This is a genomic window from Paraburkholderia sp. JHI869, assembly GCF_038900775.1.
Taxonomy (GTDB): Bacteria; Pseudomonadota; Gammaproteobacteria; order Burkholderiales; family Burkholderiaceae; genus Paraburkholderia.
In genome coordinates, this window is sequence record NZ_JAYMSC010000064.1 from 1 (window position 1) to 19,075 (window position 19,075).

Below are 19,075 nucleotides of genomic sequence, written 5' to 3' on the forward strand. Positions count from 1 at the left end.
CATATGCCGGTTGCGCCGTCCCTTGCGCCAGCGCGCACACGCTCGTTCCCGCGAGGGCGGCAAACAGCGTCACGGCAAGGCAATGTATCCACAACTTCATATTGTTGGCTCCGTGCACGGCGCCGCGCGAGGCGACAGTGTCGGCAACACTACGGCGGGGCGGGTACGTTCTGACCATCGATCCTATACCGGGTTCGCAAACGCCGGACCGCAGCGGTTCATTACACATGGGGACGCGGCAGGCGCGCTTCAACCATGGCGTGCCGAGCGATTAGTTATTGAAGTGCAACAACCATAAGTTCCATGGGGTGATTTTCCACGTATTGTTGTCGAGGCGGCAACGCTGACTTGTTCCTAATCGGGATGGTTTTTCGATAGCCCGTGTTTACACTGGCTGCGACGCGTCCGACACGTCGTCCGGATTCCGCCGGCTGGCCAGCATGTGTTGCAAAGCTTGCCGGGCATCGTCTCGAAGGAGCATTGCCATGAAGACGTCAGTTACGCTTGCTGCCCTGCTGGTCAGCGCCGCCACCGCCCTTGCCGCCGCGCCCGCATTCGCCGGCGACGATACGGCCGCGCCGCGTGTTCAATCGCTTACCGTCGCGGCGGTCGCCACGAACAACGCCCCGAAGACGCGCGCCGAAGTGAAGGCCGAACTGGCCAGCGCCCGTGCTCACGGCGAACTGAGTCTGGACCCGAATTCGCCGGCTTATCCGCAGCAATACGCGATGGGCGGCTATACCGCGCCGCGCGAGCAGGTCACGGCGGGTTTCTTCCACCTTCGCAGCGCCGCCAACTGACGTTTCGGCTCACGTCCTCTGTGCCCTTCCGCGCTTTCCAGGCGAGAGTCTGGCGTAGCCTCCTCGCCGGGCGGCGTACAATTTTTGTCACGCGGCGGCGCGATATTTGCGCCGCCGGCCCCATGGCAGAGAGGAGCGCGGCGCGGCGGGCTTGCCTGCCGGCGCTGCGAAGGCGGGACGCAGGGACATGGACCAGATCGAATGCGTGGTGATCGGCGCGGGCGTGGTCGGCCTCGCCGTAGCGCGTGCGCTTGCCGCGCGCGGGCGCGAGGTGATCGTGCTCGAGGCCGCCGAGGCCATCGGCACCAGCACCAGTTCGCGCAATAGTGAGGTGATCCACGCCGGGCTCTATTACCCGCGCGGCTCGCTCAAGGCAACGTTGTGCGTGCGCGGGCGCGAAATGCTCTACGAGTACTGCGCGTCGCGCAATGTCACGCACGCGCGCTGCGGCAAGCTGCTCGTCGCCACGGCGGCGAACCAGATTCCGCAACTCGAGGCGATTCGCGCGCGCGGTAAAGAAAACGGCGTGTTCGACCTCACGCGTATCAGCGGGAGCGAGGCGCTCGCGCTCGAACCGGCGCTCGAATGCGTCGCGGCCGTGTACTCGCCGCAAACCGGCATCGTCGACAGCCATCAGCTCATGCTCGCGCTGCAAGGCGACGCCGAGCGCGACGGCGCCGTGATCGCGCTGAAGTCGCCGGTCGAGTCGATCGACGCGCTCGGCGGCGGCTTCACCGTGAGAACGGGCGGAGACGCGCCGATCGACATTCGCGCCGCCTGCGTGGTCAACAGCGCGGGCCTTTACGCCACGAAGCTCGCGAAACGCATTCGTGGGCTCGACGCGCGCCACGTACCGCCGTTCTATCTCGCGCGCGGCAATTACTTCAGCGTTTCGGGGCGCGTGCCGTTCTCGCGCCTCATCTATCCGATGCCCAACGACGCGGGCCTCGGCGTGCATCTCACGCTGGACCTGGGCGGCCAGGCGCGCTTTGGCCCCGACGTCGAATGGATCGATGCGGTCGATTACGACGTCGATCCCCGCCGCGCCGATTCCTTCTACGCGCAGATCCGCACCTATTGGCCCGCGCTCCCCGACGGCGCGCTGCAGCCGGCCTACGCGGGCATTCGCCCGAAGCTCTCGGGGCCGGGCGAACCTCCCGCCGATTTCATGATCCAGGGCGCGGCTTCGCACGGCGTGCGCGGGCTCGTGAACCTGTTCGGCATCGAGTCGCCGGGGCTCACGGCTTCGCTTGCGATCGCGCAGCGCGTGTGCGAAATGGCTTCGTTCGATTGATCCGGGCTCGCTTGCCTTAACCGTCGGGCGGCAACATGCCGCTCACTTATCTCCAGCATTGCAGCGTCACCGGGGCTTGCTTCGTTGTTAAGCTTCTTCGCGACGCCGCCACCAGAGCGGCTCAGAGGCATGCGCGGCGCGCGCCACACACCAGCGCCGCACGAAAACCCCAGCGAACGAATCGCCACAATACTGGAGTGAGTCATATGAAATCGTCCCGTCGCAGCTTTCTGATTACGAGCATCGGCGTCGCTTCGACGCTCGCGCTTTCGCGCCAGGCCTTCGCCGACGCGCCCAAGGCTGCCGAATCCGATCCCACCTCGCAGGCGCTCGGCTACAAGCTCGACGCGACCAAGGTCGACAAGGCGAAGTTCGCGAAGTACGCCGCCGGCCAGGACTGCAGCAACTGCACGTTCTACCAGGGCAAGGCCACCGACGCGTTCGCGCCGTGCCCGATGTTCGGCGGCAAGCAGGTCGCGGGCAAGGGCTGGTGCAGCGCCTATAACAAGAAGGCGTGATGGAGCGGCGCGGGCGGTTGCCCACGCGCGTAGACCCCCGCGCGCCTGAGCAACCGCCCGTGTCCGTAGCAGGCCGAGCGCGCTAGAGCCGCGCCTGCAGCAAAGGCGGCCGACGGTTGAACCACGGGCGCGCCGCCTCCAGCTGAGCCGCGAGGCGCAGCAACAACGCGTCGTTGCCCTCGCGTGCGGCGAACTGAATGCCTATCGGCAGCCCACGAGCGTTCCACGCGAGCGGCACCGACATCGACGGCTGGCCCGTCAGGTTGAAAAGCTCCGTGCAGCCTGCCCATGCGAACGCCTTGTTCGCGGATTCGGTCAGCAGCTTTCTCATCAGCACTTCCACCGGCATGGCCGTAACTGCGCGCATCTGGATGCGCTCGCTCTGGCTCGGCTTCAGTTCGCCGATTTTCACCGGCGGCGCGGCGAGCGTCGGGCACAACAGCACGTCGTAGCGCTTCATCAGGTCGGCGAGCTGGGCCGTGATGCGCTGCTGCACGTCGAGCGCCGCGGGCAGTTCGCGCTCGCCGAGCTTCTGGCCGATATGCGCCATGGCCCACGTCGCGATCTCGAACTCCTTGCGGTGCGGCTTCGTGCCCGTGATGTCGTCGGCATGCAGCACGTACTGCTCGGCCACCACCGACCACAGCATGAGGAACGCTTCGCGCGCCTCGCTGTAATTCACCGGCAGCGAATACGGCTCCACGCGATGGCCCAGCGAGGTGAGCAGTTCGGCGGCGTCGTCGAGCGCGCCGCGCACTTCGGGCGAGAGCGTGTCCGCGAACATCGGCTCGGTCAGCAGCGCGATGGCGAGCGGCTTCGAGCCGTCGAGCGGTGTGCGCGCCGCGTCGAGGAAGGTGCCGGGCGCACCGGCGGGCAACGCGGGGTCGCCGGCGATCAGGTCGAGCATGAGCGCGCTGTCACGCACGCTGCGTGAAACCGCGAGATCGACGCCAAGCGCGCCGGGCGGCGGCGGTACATCGGAGACCGGCTGAAACGCGCGCGACGGCTTGAAGCCGAAGAGCCCGCAGCACGACGCCGGAATGCGGATCGACCCGCCGCCGTCGGAGGCATGCGCGAGCGGCACGATGCCCGCCGCGACCGAGGCGGCCGCGCCGCCGCTCGATCCGCCGGGGGTGTGATCGAGATTCCAGGGGTTGCGACAAGGGCCGAACAACTCGGGCTCGGTGTAGGGCATCTGCCCGAGTTCGGAGGCGCTCGTCTTGCCGAAGATGTTCAGGCCCGCGGCGCGAAAACGCGCGACTACGGGGGCGTCGGCGGTGGGAATGTAGTGGCGGTAATGGCGGCTGCCGAGCGTCATGCGCAGCCCGGCCACCGCCGCGCCGAGATCCTTCACGAGAAACGGCACGCCTGCGAGCGGGCCTTCGCTCAGTGCGCTGACGCCGTTGCCAGACGACTCGATGCGCAGCGCCCGCTCGCGCGCCGCCTCGTAGTCCTTGAGGACGATGGCGTTGATCGCGGGATTGGTGGCTTCCGCGCGGGCGATGGCGGTGTCGAGCAGCTCGCGCGCGCTCACTTCGCGGCGGCGCACGAGTTCGGCGAGGCCGATGGCGTCGTATTCCAGATAGTCGGACTGCAAGGCGCGCACTCCTCGTCGTCGGGTTGGGGCCGGGTTGGGCTTATGCGGGTGGCGTACGCAAGGAGTGTAAGCGGGCGGCGCGCTCGCTGGGCGTGTGGTTGCGCGCGCATCGATGCATCAAGGCGTGCGCCGGACGGGCGGCGGCAAGGCATCAACACCGCCGCCCGCGAGACGACGGTATTACAGATGCTCGGCGAGGAAGCTCAGCGTGCGGCCATGCGCGAGCGCCGAAGCATGCTGGTTGTACGACGCGCGCACCGAGCAGTTGAAGCCGTGATCGGCGTTCGGGTACAGGTGGAACTCGGCGTTCGGGCGGCCCGCGAAACGCTCCTTCACCTGGCCCACCGCCGAAAGCGGAATGCCGTGATCGAGTTCGGCGTAGTGGAAGAGCATCGGTTTGGTGACCTTGTCGGCGAGATCGAGCTGGTTCTGGATGCCGCCGCCGTAGTAGGACACCGCTGCATCCACCGAGCCGCTCGCGGCCGCGAGGTAGGCCAGACGACCGCCGAAGCAGTAGCCGATCGCCGCGACCTTGCCCGTGCACTCGGGCAGCGCGCGCAGCGCGGCCGCCGTCGCGGCGATGTCCTCGACCACGAGGTTGACGTCCGTCTTCTGCATCAGCGCGATGCCGCGGTCGCGGTCCGCGCCCACGTATTCGAGTTCGACGCGCGGGGCGGCGCGCCAGAACACATCGGGGGCGATCGCCACGTAGCCGTCGAGCGCGTATTGCTCGACGACGTCGCGGATGTGCCCGTTCACGCCGAAGATCTCCTGCAGGATGACGATGCCCGGGCCCTTGCCGCCCTTGGGCAGCGCGACATACGCGCCGAAGCTGTCATTGCCGGCGGGAATGTCGATCCATTTGGTCGAAACGCTCATGTTGTTTCTCCGTCTTCATCAATGAGTCATGCGATGCGTCGCAGCCGAGCGTGACGCATCGCGAAATCGGGGAGCCAGTTTGCCATAGGCCCTTGACCCTCTGCAGCGCGGGTCATTCTCGCAAGCGGATCGTAATGATCTCGATTATTCATTTTTCGGCCAGACGGCCCTTGGCTAGAGTCGGTAGCGGTTTGCATCGTCACCGCTCATTCAGCCATACAAGGATCGCGTCATGAGTTCTGCTCCCGCGTTGCGCACGTCACCCGCCATTTCCACCCCGTTCAGCCGCCGATTTGGTTTGCGCCTGCCGCTCGTGCAGGGGCCGATGGCGGGCGGCCCGACCACGCCCGCGCTCGTCGCGGCGGTGTCGAACGCGGGCGGACTCGGCTTTCTCGCCGGGGCGGCGCTTGCGCCTGAGAAGATCTCGAGCGAAGTCGCCGCGATTCGCGCGCTCACGGATAAGCCCTTCGGCGTGAATCTCTTCGTGCTCGACCCCGCGAATCCCGACGAAGCCACTGTGCGGCGCGCGCTCGAAGTCATCGATCCGGTGGCCGCGCAGCACGGCCTCCGGCCGGGCGAAGCGCTCGCACGTTATGCGCCCGACTTTCGCGCGCAACTCGACATGCTGATCGAGCTGCGTGTGCCGGTGGTGAGCTTCACGTTCGGCCTCTTGCCCGCGGCCGATGTCGCTCGTTTGCACGCGGCGGGCAGCTACGTGATGGGCACGGCGACGCATGTCGCCGAAGGCCTCGCGTGGCGTGATGCGGGCGCGGATGCGATCGTCGCGCAAGGCGCTGAAGCAGGCGGGCACCGCGGCACGTTCATCGGCGAGGCTCCGCATGCGCTTATCGGCACGATGGCGCTGGTGCCGCAACTCGTGGATGCAGTCGCTACGGCCGGCCTGCCGGTGCTGGCGGCAGGCGGCATCATGGACGGACGCGGCATCGCCGCGGCGCTCGCGCTGGGCGCGCAAGGCGTCCAGATGGGCACCGCGTTCCTCGGCTGCGCGGAAAGCGCGATTCCCGCCGACTGGAAAGCGCGGCTGCGTGCATCGACGGATACCGCGACCTCGGTCACGCGCGCCATCACCGGGCGCCACGCGCGCGGCATTCGCAATTCGCTCATGCAGCAACTCGAGGCGCGGCCCGAGTCGGTCGCGCCTTATCCCGTGCAAAACGCGCTCACGCAGCCGTTGCGGCAGCGCGCGGCGCGCGAGAACGACGGCGACTATCTTTCGCTATGGTCGGGGCAGGGCGCACCGCTCTCGCGCACTCGCGAAGCCGGTCTCGGCGCGGCGCAAATCGTCGCTGCGCTCGATGCCGAATGGCGCATCGTGTCAGGCAAACTCAGTCGCGGATCGTGAGGCGCGTGGTCGCATGTGACGACTGTGTGCAACGCATCGGCGTCCGAAATTAATCGAATGCTTACTTGAACTGGCACGCGCGAAAAAGCGCGTGCTCGACGACAGCGCAACTCGCAAACGTTATCGCGAATGCGAGGGGTTTTCATATAGTCGAAACACGTCCTGGTGTATTCCCGGAACGCGTGCGCTAACACACCAATAACTCCCGTCAAATAATCTCAAAAAGGATACTCGCAAGCCCTCTCAGGGAATATCCCAGTAATTGGATCCAAAGTCGGGATGCCTTATTACATAAGGCTTGCGGTCGATTGATCAGGGTTTCGAACTGTTCTTGCAGTGCGCATATTGGTACTCGCACCAATATCTGAAAAAAATCCCCCAAATTAATTTGATCACCTACACTTGCGCGCAAGTATGGATGGGCGGCCCGCCATGAACGGACCATTCGCCATACTGGCCAGGTGCATCAAGGATGCATCCTGCGTGGTCGTCCGCACGGGGAGCGACACGTTCGGGGCGCGGGAGCACTGGGCGATTACGTAGCTTTTGGGTTCGAAACTGGAGACTTACATGACTATCAAGCTTCACAAGCTGTTGCCGATCAGCGCTGCGGCCATTATGTTCGCGTCGTTCGCAACGGCAGCGAGCGCAGACGTTACGGTCAAGATTGGCCACGTCGCGCCGCTTACGGGTGGGATTGCGCACCTCGGTAAAGACAACGAAAACGGTGCACGTCTCGCAGTCGAAGAGATCAACGCTAAGGGCCTCACGATCGGCGGCCAGAAGGTCACGCTTGCGCTCGACGCGCAAGACGACGCAGCTGACCCGCGTACGGCCACCCAGGTCGCGCAGAAGCTCGTCGACGACAAGGTCGTTGCCGTCGTCGGCCACCTGAACTCGGGCACGTCGATCCCGGCATCGAAGATCTACAGCGATGCAGGCATCGTGCAGATCTCGCCGTCGGCCACGAACCCGGCCTACACGCAACAAGGCTTCAAGACGACCTACCGTGTCGTGGCGACCGACGCCCAGCAGGGCCCGGCGCTCGCGAACTACGCGGCGAAGAACCTGAAGGTCAAGACCGTTGCGGTGGTCGACGACTCGACGGCTTACGGCCAGGGTCTCGCGAACGAATTCGAGAAGACCGCCAAGGCGCTCGGCATGAACGTGGTGTCGCATGACGCGACCAACGACAAGGCCGTCGACTTCCGCGCAATTCTGACGAAGATCAAGGGCGAAAACCCCGACGCGATCATGTACGGCGGCATGGACGCCACCGGCGGCCCGTTCGCCAAGCAAGCCAAGCAGCTTGGCCTGCGCGCGAAGGTGCTCGCGGGTGACGGCGTTTGTACCGACAAGCTGGCCGACCTGGCCGGCGACGCGACCGACAACATCGTGTGTTCGGAAGCCGGCATGGCGCTCGAAAAGATGCCGGGCGGCAAGGAATTCGAAGCCAAGTTCGAGAAGCGCTTCGGCCAGCCGATCCAGATCTACGCACCGTTCACGTATGACGCTGTGTACATCATCGTCGACGCCATGAAGCGTGCTAACTCGACGGATCCGGCAAAGATCCTCGCCGAAATGCCGACCACGGACTACAAGGGCGTGATTGGCGAGACGACCTTCGATTCGAAGGGCGACCTCAAGCACGGCGTGATCTCGCTGTACAACTACAAGTCGGGCAAGAAGTCGTTGCTCGACGTCGTGAAGATGTAAATCGCGTTTAGCGCTCTGCGCATTCGCAATTAGAGAAGCCCGCAGGTTTTCGGACCTGCGGGCTTTTTTTGTTGTGTGATGCGATATTCGATGCGCCGTTAGATCCCCAGCCGCCGCAACACCTTCGGCCCCGCAAACGCCACGAGCGCCGCGCACAACGCCACGACGGCGAGCCCGACCGTGAGATTGGTCACCTGCGTAATGCCGCCGATCACCACCGGCCCGAACAACAAGCCGAAATAAGCGATGCCCGCGACGTGCGCGAGCCCTTCGGCCGCGTGGATGCCTTTCACGCGCGCGGCGGCCGCGAACAGCACCGGCATCATGTTGGCGAGGCCGAGGCCCATCAGCGTGAAGCCCGTGAGCGCGGTGAATGAGAACGGCAGCAGCAGCGCGCCGATCATGCCCGCGCATGCGAGCGAGGCGCTTGCCATCACGAGTTGCGGCGCGCCGAAGCGCGCGCGCACGGCGTCGCCAGCGAAGCGCGCAGCGGCCATGCCGCCCGAGAACGCCGCGTAGGCCGCGCTCGCCAGTGCGGGCGTGGAGAGGACCACGTCGCGCATGTAGACGGTGGCCCAGTCGTACATCGCGCCTTCGGCGATCAGCGCGATGAGCGCAATCGCGCCGAGCGCCCAGAGCGCCGGCGTGCGCCAGCGGTTGCCCGTTTTCGCGTGCTCGCCGTGCGTGGCGTGCGGCACATGCGGCAGCACGGCCGGGCACGAGACAAAGAGCACGAGCGCCGCAAGCGCCGAAGCCAGAAAGAGATGGAGCGCAGGCGCCATGCCGCGCGCGAGCAGCGCACCGCCAATCGCCGCGCCCGCCATGCCGCCCAGGCTGAACATGCCGTGCAGCCCCGACATGATCGGCTTGGCGACGGCCTCCTCCACGGCGCTCGCTTCGGCGTTCATGGCGACGTCGAGCGTGGCCATGCCCACGCCGAAAAAGGCGAGCACGACAATCAGCATCCAGTAATAAGGCACGACCAGAATCAGCGCGCCGCACACGGACATCGTGAGGCCACCGGTGAGGCACGCACGGCGCGAGCCCGCGCGCGCGATCCAGCCGCCGATGGTCGTCATCGCGGCGATCGACCCGCCTGCCACCGCGAAGAGCGCGTACGAGAGTAACGCCGGACTCAAATGAAACTTGTCGCGCACCGTGGGCACGTGCACGCCCCACGACGCGTACATCATGCCGGCGACGAAAAAGAGCGCCATGGTCGCGATGCGCGCGCGATGGCGCGTGGCGGCGGGCAGCGTCCGATGGTGGGCGGCTGGGCTCGCAACGGCGAGGGCGGGATCGGTCGGTCGGTCGGACACGGGAATTCCGGGTAGGAGGAAGAGAAGGGACCAGGAAGGCGCCTGAAAGCAAACGATGATTCTAACGAAGGTGCGACTGGCCTGTCGGAGCGTGTTTGCCGAGCCGGCTGCTCTAATATCGTGAAGATCCATCGTTCGAGGACGCGCCCTTGAAGATTCCCGCTCACGCCCCGCTGCATCTGCTGCACCAGACGCCCACCGGCACGCTCGCCACGCACGCGCGCGAGCCGCGCGGCTTCCCGTATCCCACGCTGCTGCCGTTTGCGCCCGACGCGCGGCATCGACCGGTGATCCTCGTGAGCCGGCTGGCCGAGCACACGCGCAATCTGCTCGATGACCCGCGCGCGGGCTTTCTCGTCGCGCACGCGCCCGCCGCCGACGTGCTGAACGCGCCGCGCGCCACGCTGCTCGGCCGCTTCGAACCGGTCGAGGCCGGCGCCCTCGAAGCGAACGAGGCGCTGGCGCGGCGCTACGTGCGCTATCACCCGGATGCCGAGCGTTATCTGGCGCTCGGCGACTTCACCTTCTGGGTCATGCAGGTCGAGCGGCTGCGCTATATCGGCGGCTTTGGCGCGATGGGCTGGATGGACGGCGCCGATCTCGACACGCTGGAGCCGCTGGCGCCGACCGAGGAAACCACGCTGATCCGCTTTTTCGAAACGCACCCCGCGCGGCGCGCCGGACTGGATCTGGCGGGCGTGGACCGCTACGGCGCCGATCTCGTGATCGACGGCGCGCGCACGCGCTTCGTTTTCGATGCGCCGCAGCTTGATTTGCAATCCTTGCATGCGGTGCTAGCGGACTGCATTGAGCGCCATACTCCGTGACGGGTTTATTCCGCCCATGCGGGCGTTATCCGCCCGTCTATATAGCGTTTCGCCACGTGCTGCTTCGCAGCAACCGCTTTCTGTCCCCGTTGATTGACGCAAAGTTGTCATGCGATGAAATGTTTGACCTATTTCAAAGCATTTAATTTTCATCTCCTGCTAATTATGAGATGCGGATTTATCTGGCAAATGGGAGATTTAGTAAAAATACCGATTTGCACGAAATGACAATGAGTTAGACCCTTGCTGGAAGGCACTGGATTCGAAATCTGGTTTTAATTATTTTTATTCCTTACATGCAGCCCGGCATTCAAATCTGTGTTAATCTCGCCACCGATTTCCGAGGCACGCATCTATCAATCGGCATACTGGCACGAGATCAGTAGCCTTTAAAGATCAAACCACAAGGGCACCTATGTCTTCCTACAAGGAACTTCTCGCTCAGCGAGAAAAGCTGGAAAAGCAGATTGAAGAGGCGAAGGCTCGCGAATATGCCGAAGTCCTCGACGAGATCAAGCAGAAAATGGCCGACTACGGCATTACCCTGGCTGAACTCGGTGGCGGCCGCGCCAGCGCCAAAGCCGCGAAGGCAGCCAGCCGTTCGCGTGCGAGCGTCGCGCCGAAATACCGCGATCCCGACAGCGGCAGCACGTGGTCGGGCCGCGGCAAGCCGCCGCGCTGGATTGCCGGTCAAGACCGCGATCGGTTTCTGATCTCGAAGTAAATCAACTTGTCAGCGGCGCGCTTGAATCTCGTTTGAACGCGCTGAGCATGAGTCGAAGCAGGAGCGGGGTCGGGCAAGCGATCGCCTGATTCTCGAAAACAAGAAGCCGCGCAGTCCGGGGACGCGCGGCTTTTTGATTTTCTGCACGGCGCCAGCTAGAACTGGCCGTATCCGCGGCGTGAATGAGAATGCTTCCTGGTATTGTAGGCATCTGATTTAAAAGAGATTTTTAGGGATATCCATAAAATCGACGCACACGGTCGCTACAATCGCGGTTATTCCCTAATTTGCTCTCTCGCCGCGCATGACTTCCTCCGCCGCTCCACCGTTATCAGCGCAGTTACCAGATAAACACGAGGTCGCGCGCCGCACGACGTGGGTGAGTGTTGGCGTCAATAGCGTGCTGGTGGTGCTGCAAATCGTCATCGGCGTGTTTGCGCATTCGCAGGCGTTGATCGCCGACGGCGTGCATTCACTGGCCGATATCGTTTCCGACTTTGTCGTATTGCTGGCCAACCGGCATAGTGGCGCAAAGCCGGACGCCGATCATAACTACGGTCACAGCCGTTATGAGACGGTCGCGTCGTTATTCCTCGGCGCATTATTAATTGCGGTGGGTGTTGGCATGCTGGTGCGCGCCGGCACGCGCATCATGAATCTCGGCGATATTCCGGCGCTGCATGTGAGCGCGCTGGTCGTCGCTCTGCTCGTGCTGGTTTCCAAGGAAGGGCTCTTTCGCTACATGCTGCGCGAGGCGCAGCGCGTGCGCTCGGCCATGCTGATCGCCAATGCGTGGCATGCGCGCTCGGATGCGGCTTCGTCGCTGGTTGTGGCGATCGGCATTGTGGGCAGCCTTGCGGGCGTGCGGTTGCTCGATCCGATCGCGGCAGCCATCGTCGGCTTCATGGTCGCGCGCATGGGCTGGGTGTTCGGCTGGGACGCTTTGCAGGACCTCTCCGACCGCGCACTCGACGAAGCCGCCGCCGCGGACCTGCGCGCGCTGCTAACGGAAACGCCCGGCGTGCTCGACGTGCACGAGATGCGCACGCGCAAGACCGGCGACCTCGCGCTCGTGGATGCGCACATCCTCGTCGATCCGCTGATTTCGGTTTCGGAAGGGCACTACATCGCGGAGACGGCGCGCGCGCGCCTGCTCACCGATTCACGCGTGCTCGACGCGCTGATTCACGTCGATCCCGAAGACGACATGCATGTGCGCTCCGTGGCCAACCTGCCGCCGCGCGACGACGTGGCGGAGCGCCTGCGCAACGCGCTGGCGGAGCATGACGTACACGTAGAAGCGATCACGCTGCACTACTTGAGCACCGGGCTGGAGATTCAGGCGGTGCTGGCCGCGGCCGACGACGCGCGCCGCGTTGCCGCAGTGGACCTGGAAGCGCTGCGCGTGAGCCTCGGCGCGAGCAAGCTCGACGTGATGCAGTCGCTCGATGCGCATGGCGCGCTGGCCAGGCACGACAAGCCGCGCGAGACACATTGAGTCGCGGTGAGCGGCACGAAGACTGGGAACGGCGCGAAAGCGATTGCGTCGCGCCTTCGTCGCTTCAAAGCGGCAATTGCGTATCGAACTTGATTTCCCGCAGCACGACGCTCGTGCGCACCTGCGCTACGGCGGGAATGCGGAAGATGCGCTCGTGCAGGAAAGCGTCGTACGCCTTGATGTCGGGCGCAACGATCTTGAGGATGTAGTCCGATTCGCCCGTAGTGCTGTAACACTCGGTGACTTCGGGGCAGGTGGCGATCTCGCGCTCGAACGCTTCGACGCCGCCTTCGGTGTGCCGCGTGAGATGGATATGCGCGAGCGCGCAGACGTGCAGGCCAAGCTTTTCGCGATCGAGCAGCGCCGTGTAGCGCTGGATCACGCCCGACTGTTCCATGTCCTTGATACGGCGCCAGCATGGCGTGCTGGATAGCCCCACCTGGTCGGAGATTTCCTGCACCGAGCGGCGCGCATCCAGCTGCAGCAGGCGCAGGATCTTCTGAGAGAACGTATCGAGTGTCAACTGCGCCTCCATTGCGTCGCTGTATTCCTGAATAGTAGAGGCCAGGAGAACAGAACGCAATGCGAAGCGCAGATGATGAGGGAGATTACCTAATTTGCCGGAGTGCTCGCGGCGTTTTGCCCTGAGTCGTCCCCATCAGCGGCCAGCGCGGCCTGCTGTGCGCGCAGGTCGGCCAGCATGTTGCAGAAGAGGGCGCCTTGCTCGATCGCGTCGTCGAGCGCGACATGCGTGTGCGGATGGTCGTCGAACCAGTGCTTCGGAAAGCGCGGCTTGATGCACTTGCGGTACGGCAGGCCCGTCATCGCGAAGGCGAGCGTCTTGATGTCGAGCGCCGACCACGAGAACGGGCAACGTCCGGCGAAGCGCATCATGTACCAGAACATGAAGGTGAAATCGAAGCCCGCCGGCATCGCCACGAACACGGGCTTGCCAGGCAGCGCCTCCACCCATTCCACGTAAGCGACGAGCGCCGCCGCCGGGTCTTGCAGATCCTTGCGGCAGGCGGCCCACGCCTCGGGCTGCGTCTCCCACCAGGCGGCCTGCACCGGGTGGGGCGCTGCGCCTTCGAGCGTCGAGAGATTGGCCGAGAACGTGGCGATCAAACGCTTGTCGGCGGTGTACGCCGCCGACGCGAAGCTCAGCATCGAATGCGGGCCGGGAATCGGACCATCGGCCTCGACGTCGGTGCTGACGTAAATCTCCTCAATAGCGACTTGATTCATCGTACTTTTCACTCTCATCCAGGTACGCCATCTGCGACGTAGGGGTTGGAGCGGCGCTCCTCGCCGAACGTCGAAACCGGGCCATGACCCGGTACGAACGTGACGTCGTCGCCCAGCGGCCAGAGCTTTTCGCGGATCGAACGGATCAGGTCCGCATGATTGCCGCGCGGGAAGTCGGTGCGCCCGATCGAACCCGCGAACAGCACGTCGCCAACCGTGGCGACCCGGTGCTTGCGGCTGAAGAAGACCACGTGACCCGGCGTGTGCCCGGGGCAGTGATAGACCTCGAGTTCTTCGTCGCCAAAGCGCACCGTGTCGCCGTCTTGAAGCCAGCGCGTGGGCTCGAACGCCTCGGCGTGACCGAAGCCGAAGCGCACGCTCTGCTGCGGCAGTTGGTCGATCCAGAAGCGCTCGTCTTCCTGCGGGCCTTCGATCGGCACGCCGAACTTCGTGGCGAGCGCCTTCGCGCCGGCGCAGTGGTCGAGGTGGCCGTGCGTGAGCAGCACCTTTTCCAGCTGCACGCCCTGGCGCTCTATTTCGGCCTCGATGCGATCGAGGTCGCCGCCCGGGTCGACGACGGCGGCGCGGTTCGTCGTTTCGTCGACGAGCAGCGAGCAGTTTTGCTGGAACGGCGTGACGGGAATCAGCGTGACTTTCATGCGGGGTTCGTGGGGTTCGGGTATCGCGGGGCGGGCGCTGCAACGCATCGATTGCGACGGTGCGCGCCGGTGGCCCCAGCCAAAGGATCGATTGTACCGGGGTGCAGGAAGCGCCGCCGACGTCGCTCGCGGCGGCCTGAATCCCTTGTCTGACAAGGGATGCGGCGGCGCAAGACGAACGGCTTTGTTACATCAATAGTGAAAAATCATGGCATTTTGTGGGGCACAGACGTGACAGGAATAACTTTTGGGTATAATGCGACCCATCACGCACGGAATTCGTGCTTTCAAAGGGCGGTGTGACCCTCGTAAAAAAGAGGTCGCATACATCGCCGTCAAGCAGTGCTGTCGTTGAAGGCTAGCTGAAAGAGGCTGCCTTACAAGATGGCAAATCAGGTGTCGATCCGTTCGATGCCGCACGTCTTGCCCAGCCAGGTGCCACGCGCCTGCAACGGCCTACATGCCGTGACGCTGGGTGGGGCCTACGCCGCCGTTCCTGTGCGCCGAGAGTTTCCGGCGTGCCTGAACGAGTTTCATCGTTCGATGGCGGCATGTGGGGTCTGGTCAGGCTGCCGGGGACAGGTTGCGCCAGACGTGAAAGATAACTAGCGGTTAGCGGCTCATTGAGGCTGCATCCGGGCATTGGCACGCGTTCGCCTTTTTCATTCCAGGCGAGCGATGGCGTAGCTCTGCCCGCGACCGCCGAAGCTTTTCCGACAACGCGCACACATGGCGCGGGACAGGCTTCGAAAACGTGATGGCAATGTTATGAACCTTAGACTGACTCGACGACGACTCGGGAGTCTTGCAGCCGTGTCCATTCTGGCCGGTTGCGCCATGCCGCCTGCTCAGCAGGACCAGGCATCGAACGACGCCCTTCGTACGAAGGACGCGGCATTCACCGCGCCGCAGGGCTACGGCTCCGCGCTCGCCGCGCTGCCCGCATCGGGCACCGCCAAGGACAACTCGCTCGCGAACGCGGAAGCGATCGACGAGAACGGCCCGGACATCCACTCGTTCCACCAGATCGGCCGCGCCTCGTGGTATGGCCGCGCGTTCCACGGCCGCCGCACCGCAAGCGGCGAGCGCTTCAACATGAAGGCGCTCACGGCTGCGCACCGCACGCTGCCGCTCGGCTCGTATGTGCGCGTGAGCGTGCCCGGCACGTCGAAGTGGGTGGTGGTGAAGATCAACGACCGTGGCCCGTACGCACGTGGCCGTGTACTCGACCTCTCGTATGCCGCGGCCAAGCTGCTTGGCGTGCAGCACGCGGGTACGGCGAAGGTGGACATCGAAGGTCTCTCGCGCCAGGAAGCGAAGGAAGCACAAGCGGAGATGGTTGCCGCGAACTCGAACATCGATCACTAAGCGGATTCGGTTCGGCGTGGCGCTGGGTGCGCCGCGACGCGCCTGAGACTGAATCGCTTGGCACTGTTGGATGGATACGCGAAGGGCCGCCTGATTGACTCAGGCGGCCCTTCGGTTTTTCTGGCTTTGGTTCCTGGCTGGCGGCTCAGTCTTCCGCTTCCTCCTCGCCTTCCCCCTTCAATTCCAGCGCCCGCGCGTAGAGCGCATTGCGCGACGCGCCCGTAAGCGCCGCCGCGATCTTCGCCGCGCCCTTCACCGGCACTTCCTGAAGCAGCACGCGCAAGAGCGCGTCGTGGTCGGCTTCGCCTTCTGGCTGCTCGCTCGCGCCTTCCACCACTAATACGAACTCGCCGCGCTGACGGTTGGCATCTGCTGCGAGCCACGTTGGCGCTTCGGCCAGGGTGCCGCTCCACAGCGACTCGTGTAGCTTCGTCAATTCGCGGGCGATGAGGATGCGGCGCGCGGGACCGAACGCATCGGCGATCGATTGAACCGTTTCGACGATGCGATGCGGGGCTTCGTAAAACACCATCGCGTGCGTATGCGCGGCGAGCGCGTGCAATGCGGTTGCGCGCTGCTTGGGCTTGGGCGGCAGAAAACCGAGGAACGTGAACGTCGACACCCAGTCGCCGGCAGCGGAAAGCGCCGTGGCGAGCGCGCTTGCGCCGGGCAGCGGCACGACGTTCAGGCCGGCGGCGCGCACGGCGTCCACGAGCTTGGCGCCAGGGTCGGAAATGCCGGGCGTGCCCGCGTCGGAAACACAGGCCACGCGCTCGCCCGCGCGCAGAAACTCGATCACGCGCTGCGCCGCCTCGCGCTCGTTGTGCTCGTGCACGGCGACGAGCGGCTTCGAAATGCCGTAGCGCGCGAGGAGCTGGCCGGTGTTGCGCGTGTCTTCGGCGGCGATGCGATCGACGAGACCGAGCACGTGCAGCGCGCGCAAGGTGATGTCGGCGACATTGCCGATGGGCGTTGCCACGACGTACAGCGTGGCGGCCGGATACTGCTGGGCCTGTGCGAGTTCGAAGGGGGACGAGAGGGACGTCATGACACGGAACGCGCGAATGCAAGAAAAGAGGCCGACATTGTGCCACGCGGACGCAAGCGCATCCGAGGGAAGCGCCGCGAGCGAACGCGCACGCGCAGACAACTTTTGCGCGCGAGCGCAGTCGAATGCCAAACGCCGCGCGACAGGCGCGCGTTTCGAATCGCACGCGTTGGCGTTTTTGCGGCGCGAGCGCCTGGAGCTGGTCGCGCGCAACGTGAATTGCCGCGGCGGCGAACTCGATCTCGTGATGCGCGAGCGGGACGGCACGCTGGTTTTCGTGGAAGTGCGCGCACGCGCGAGGCCGGAATTCGGAGGCGCGGCGGCGAGCGTGGGGTGGCGCAAACAGCAGCGCGTTTTGCGCGCGGCGCGCCACTTTCTAGCGACTTGGCGCGGCGCCGATGCGAATGGCGAAGCGCGAACGCTGCCCGCGTGCCGCTTCGACGTGATCGCGTTCGAGAGCGGCCGGCTCGTGTGGCTGCGCGACGCGTTTCACGCGGAAGCGCACGAGAGCTAAAACTTGGGCCTTTAAAAAGAAGGGTGAAAATGAACGCCCCTGAGTGCGCTAAACTTGCGGCACGCCGCAACATGCGGAAATTTTGCGATACCCGCAGTACAGATTAGAGAGTCGATGTCCGTCGAACGCATTCAACAGCACTTCCGCGATAGCGCAGTCATTGCGCACGCGGCCATGGAAACCCTGGCGGTCCCGATTGCCGCCGCGGTCGATACGATGTTCGCCGCGCTCGCGAACAGCAACAAGATCCTCGCATGCGGCAATGGCGGATCTGCCGCCAACGCCCAGCAACTCGCCGCCGAACTGATCGGCCGGTTCGAGCGCGAACGTCCGGGCCTGCCCGCGCTTGCGCTGACCACCGACGCCTCGGTGCTCACCGCCGTTGCCAACGACTACGCGTACGAACAGGTGTTTGCGAAGCAGGTGCGCGCGCTCGGCCAGCCCGGCGACGTGCTGCTCGCCATCACGACCTCGGGCAATTCGGTGAACGTGCTGGCCGCCATTCAGGAAGCGCACGAACGCGAAATGGTCGTGATCGCGCTGACCGGCAAGGGCGGCGGCGATGTGAACAGCGTGCTCGCCGATACCGACATCCAGCTGTGTGTGCCGAGCGAGCGGACGGCGCGTATTCAGGAAGTGCATCTGTTAACTATCCACTGCCTGTGCGATGGCATCGACGCGATGCTGCTGGGTGAAGACTGACACCGTAAGACGAAGAGAGGGGAACTTGATGAGCAGATACGGCATGACGCGCGCGCTGGCACGGACCACGCTGACGATCGGCTTCGCAGCCTCGCTCTGCGCAAGCCTGCAGGGCTGCTTTTTGGCGCTCGCGGGCGCGGCGGGCGGCACGGCGCTGGTGGCAACCGACCGCCGCACGGTGGGATCGCAAACCGAGGACCGCGAGATTCAGGTGAAGGCGCTGTCCGATCTCAGCAAGCAACTGCCCGATACGGCGCACGTGAACGTGGCGGTGTTCAACCAGCGCGTGCTGATCACGGGTGAAGTGCCCGACGACGCCTCGAAGCAGAAGGCCGAGAGCATCGTGCGAGCCGTGACGAACGTCGCATCGATCGTCAACGAGCTGGCGGTGCAGCCAGCTAGCTCGTTCTCCTCGCGCGCGAACGACTCGTACCTCGAAGGACGCGTGAAGGGGGAACTGATTGCCTATAAGGACATCTCCGCGAACAACTTCAAGGTGGTGAGCGAGCGCGGCACGATCTATCTGATGGGGCTTGTAACGCCGGATGAAGGCAGTATCGCAGCCAACGCGACCGCCGGCGTGATGGGCGTGTCGCAGGTGGTGAAGTGCTATCAGTACATCGATCCGCAACAGGCGGCGGTGGCGACGGCGGCTGCGGCCAGTGCGCCGGCGGCGGCTCCTGCTGCCGATGCGCCGACGGTTGGGGCGGTGCCGGATGCGGGTGTGACTTCGCAGCCTATTGAGCACCAGGCACCTGCACCGGTGTCGAATTCTTCGGCTACGAAGCCGGGGAATACGGGGGCTTTGTGATGGTGCGGTTTGTTGGTGGTTTGGTTGCGGCGGTGGTGGTTGCTGGGGCTGGTTTGGGGTTCGCTTCGCCGGCTTTTGCTGCTGTTGCGGATGGGATGAAGGTGGCTCAGGCTAATGCTTGCATGGGGTGCCATGCGGTGGATCGCAAGCTGGTTGGGCCTTCGTTTAAGGATGTCGCTGCGAAGTACAAGGG

At 64.7% G+C, this 19,075-nt stretch carries 20 protein-coding genes; 13 read left to right on the forward strand and 7 right to left on the reverse strand.

What is annotated here, in order from left to right; translation table 11 throughout:
* Nucleotides 1–485 precede the first annotated feature (485 nt).
* From VSR72_RS43325 to VSR72_RS43335, 3 genes are all read left to right on the forward strand, one after another.
* Complete coding sequence (locus tag VSR72_RS43325; protein WP_342958314.1) at nt 486–800, forward strand: DUF4148 domain-containing protein; 315 nt, start codon at nt 486–488, stop codon at nt 798–800.
* 187 nt (nt 801–987) lie between these two features.
* Nucleotides 988–2,094 (forward strand): NAD(P)/FAD-dependent oxidoreductase, encoded by a 1,107-nt coding sequence (locus VSR72_RS43330; protein WP_342958315.1) that lies wholly within the window; start codon nt 988–990, stop codon nt 2,092–2,094.
* A 206-nt stretch (nt 2,095–2,300) separates the two neighbouring features.
* Complete coding sequence (locus tag VSR72_RS43335; protein ID WP_028203157.1) at nt 2,301–2,612, forward strand: high-potential iron-sulfur protein; 312 nt, start codon at nt 2,301–2,303, stop codon at nt 2,610–2,612.
* Between the two features lie 82 nt (nt 2,613–2,694).
* Here VSR72_RS43335 and VSR72_RS43340 read toward each other — a convergent pair whose 3' ends face one another.
* Together VSR72_RS43340 and VSR72_RS43345 are read right to left on the reverse strand one after the other, a co-directional pair.
* Nucleotides 2,695–4,209: an amidase gene (locus tag VSR72_RS43340; RefSeq protein ID WP_342958316.1), complete on the reverse strand. Its 1,515-nt coding sequence runs from the start codon at nt 4,207–4,209 to the stop codon at nt 2,695–2,697.
* Between the two features lie 180 nt (nt 4,210–4,389).
* On the reverse strand, nt 4,390–5,088 hold the full coding sequence (locus VSR72_RS43345) for a dienelactone hydrolase family protein (RefSeq protein ID WP_342958317.1): 699 nt from the start codon (nt 5,086–5,088) through the stop codon (nt 4,390–4,392).
* Between the two features lie 232 nt (nt 5,089–5,320).
* Between VSR72_RS43345 and VSR72_RS43350 the strand changes: the two genes are divergently transcribed.
* Entirely contained in the window at nt 5,321–6,451 is a 1,131-nt protein-coding gene (locus VSR72_RS43350) for a nitronate monooxygenase (RefSeq protein WP_342958318.1), read from the forward strand.
* Nucleotides 6,452–7,021: 570 nt separating this feature from the next.
* Nucleotides 7,022–8,167 (forward strand): branched-chain amino acid ABC transporter substrate-binding protein, encoded by a 1,146-nt coding sequence (locus tag VSR72_RS43355; RefSeq protein ID WP_342958319.1) that lies wholly within the window; start codon nt 7,022–7,024, stop codon nt 8,165–8,167.
* Nucleotides 8,168–8,265: 98 nt separating this feature from the next.
* Here VSR72_RS43355 and VSR72_RS43360 read toward each other — a convergent pair whose 3' ends face one another.
* Entirely contained in the window at nt 8,266–9,486 is a 1,221-nt protein-coding gene (locus VSR72_RS43360) for an MFS transporter (protein WP_342958320.1), read from the reverse strand.
* A gap of 149 nt (nt 9,487–9,635) precedes the next feature.
* Here VSR72_RS43360 and VSR72_RS43365 point away from each other — a divergent pair, with 149 nt between their 5' ends.
* The 3 genes from VSR72_RS43365 (at nt 9,636) to VSR72_RS43375 (ending at nt 12,535) form a co-directional block, all read left to right on the forward strand.
* The gene (locus VSR72_RS43365) at nt 9,636–10,313 is read left to right on the forward strand and encodes a pyridoxamine 5'-phosphate oxidase family protein (RefSeq protein WP_342958321.1); all 678 of its coding nucleotides are present in this window, start codon (nt 9,636–9,638) and stop codon (nt 10,311–10,313) included.
* A 415-nt stretch (nt 10,314–10,728) separates the two neighbouring features.
* A complete protein-coding gene (locus VSR72_RS43370; RefSeq protein WP_342958322.1) occupies nt 10,729–11,037 on the forward strand; it encodes an H-NS histone family protein in 309 nt (102 codons plus the stop codon).
* A gap of 304 nt (nt 11,038–11,341) precedes the next feature.
* A complete protein-coding gene (locus VSR72_RS43375; RefSeq protein WP_342958323.1) occupies nt 11,342–12,535 on the forward strand; it encodes a cation diffusion facilitator family transporter in 1,194 nt (397 codons plus the stop codon).
* Nucleotides 12,536–12,599: 64 nt separating this feature from the next.
* Here the strand turns inward: VSR72_RS43375 and VSR72_RS43380 are convergent, their stop codons facing one another.
* The 3 genes from VSR72_RS43380 to VSR72_RS43390 form a co-directional block, all read right to left on the reverse strand.
* Complete coding sequence (locus tag VSR72_RS43380; RefSeq protein WP_174479506.1) at nt 12,600–13,070, reverse strand: Lrp/AsnC family transcriptional regulator; 471 nt, start codon at nt 13,068–13,070, stop codon at nt 12,600–12,602.
* A 77-nt stretch (nt 13,071–13,147) separates the two neighbouring features.
* Nucleotides 13,148–13,780, reverse strand: coding sequence for an exonuclease (locus VSR72_RS43385; RefSeq protein ID WP_342958324.1), 633 nt, complete (start codon nt 13,778–13,780; stop codon nt 13,148–13,150).
* Nucleotides 13,781–13,794: 14 nt separating this feature from the next.
* Nucleotides 13,795–14,439: an MBL fold metallo-hydrolase gene (locus VSR72_RS43390; RefSeq protein ID WP_342958325.1), complete on the reverse strand. Its 645-nt coding sequence runs from the start codon at nt 14,437–14,439 to the stop codon at nt 13,795–13,797.
* 768 nt (nt 14,440–15,207) lie between these two features.
* Between VSR72_RS43390 and VSR72_RS43395 the strand changes: the two genes are divergently transcribed.
* Complete coding sequence (locus VSR72_RS43395; RefSeq protein WP_342958326.1) at nt 15,208–15,807, forward strand: septal ring lytic transglycosylase RlpA family protein; 600 nt, start codon at nt 15,208–15,210, stop codon at nt 15,805–15,807.
* Nucleotides 15,808–15,952: 145 nt separating this feature from the next.
* On the opposite strand, the gene rsmI is transcribed toward VSR72_RS43395, so the two are convergent.
* Nucleotides 15,953–16,855 carry a 16S rRNA (cytidine(1402)-2'-O)-methyltransferase gene (gene rsmI / locus VSR72_RS43400; protein WP_342958327.1) on the reverse strand — a complete coding sequence of 301 codons (903 nt, stop codon included), beginning with the start codon at nt 16,853–16,855 and terminating at the stop codon, nt 15,953–15,955.
* Between the two features lie 16 nt (nt 16,856–16,871).
* Here rsmI and VSR72_RS43405 point away from each other — a divergent pair, with 16 nt between their 5' ends.
* The 4 genes from VSR72_RS43405 to VSR72_RS43420 all read left to right on the forward strand — a co-directional run.
* Nucleotides 16,872–17,369 carry a YraN family protein gene (locus tag VSR72_RS43405; protein ID WP_342958328.1) on the forward strand — a complete coding sequence of 166 codons (498 nt, stop codon included), beginning with the start codon at nt 16,872–16,874 and terminating at the stop codon, nt 17,367–17,369.
* Nucleotides 17,370–17,483: 114 nt separating this feature from the next.
* Nucleotides 17,484–18,071 (forward strand): phosphoheptose isomerase, encoded by a 588-nt coding sequence (locus tag VSR72_RS43410; protein ID WP_342958329.1) that lies wholly within the window; start codon nt 17,484–17,486, stop codon nt 18,069–18,071.
* Nucleotides 18,072–18,099: 28 nt separating this feature from the next.
* On the forward strand, nt 18,100–18,882 hold the full coding sequence (locus VSR72_RS43415) for a BON domain-containing protein (protein ID WP_342958330.1): 783 nt from the start codon (nt 18,100–18,102) through the stop codon (nt 18,880–18,882).
* On the forward strand, nt 18,882–19,075 hold a 194-nt coding region (locus VSR72_RS43420), incomplete at its 3' end, for a c-type cytochrome (protein WP_342958331.1). The genes VSR72_RS43415 and VSR72_RS43420, both read left to right, overlap by 1 nt.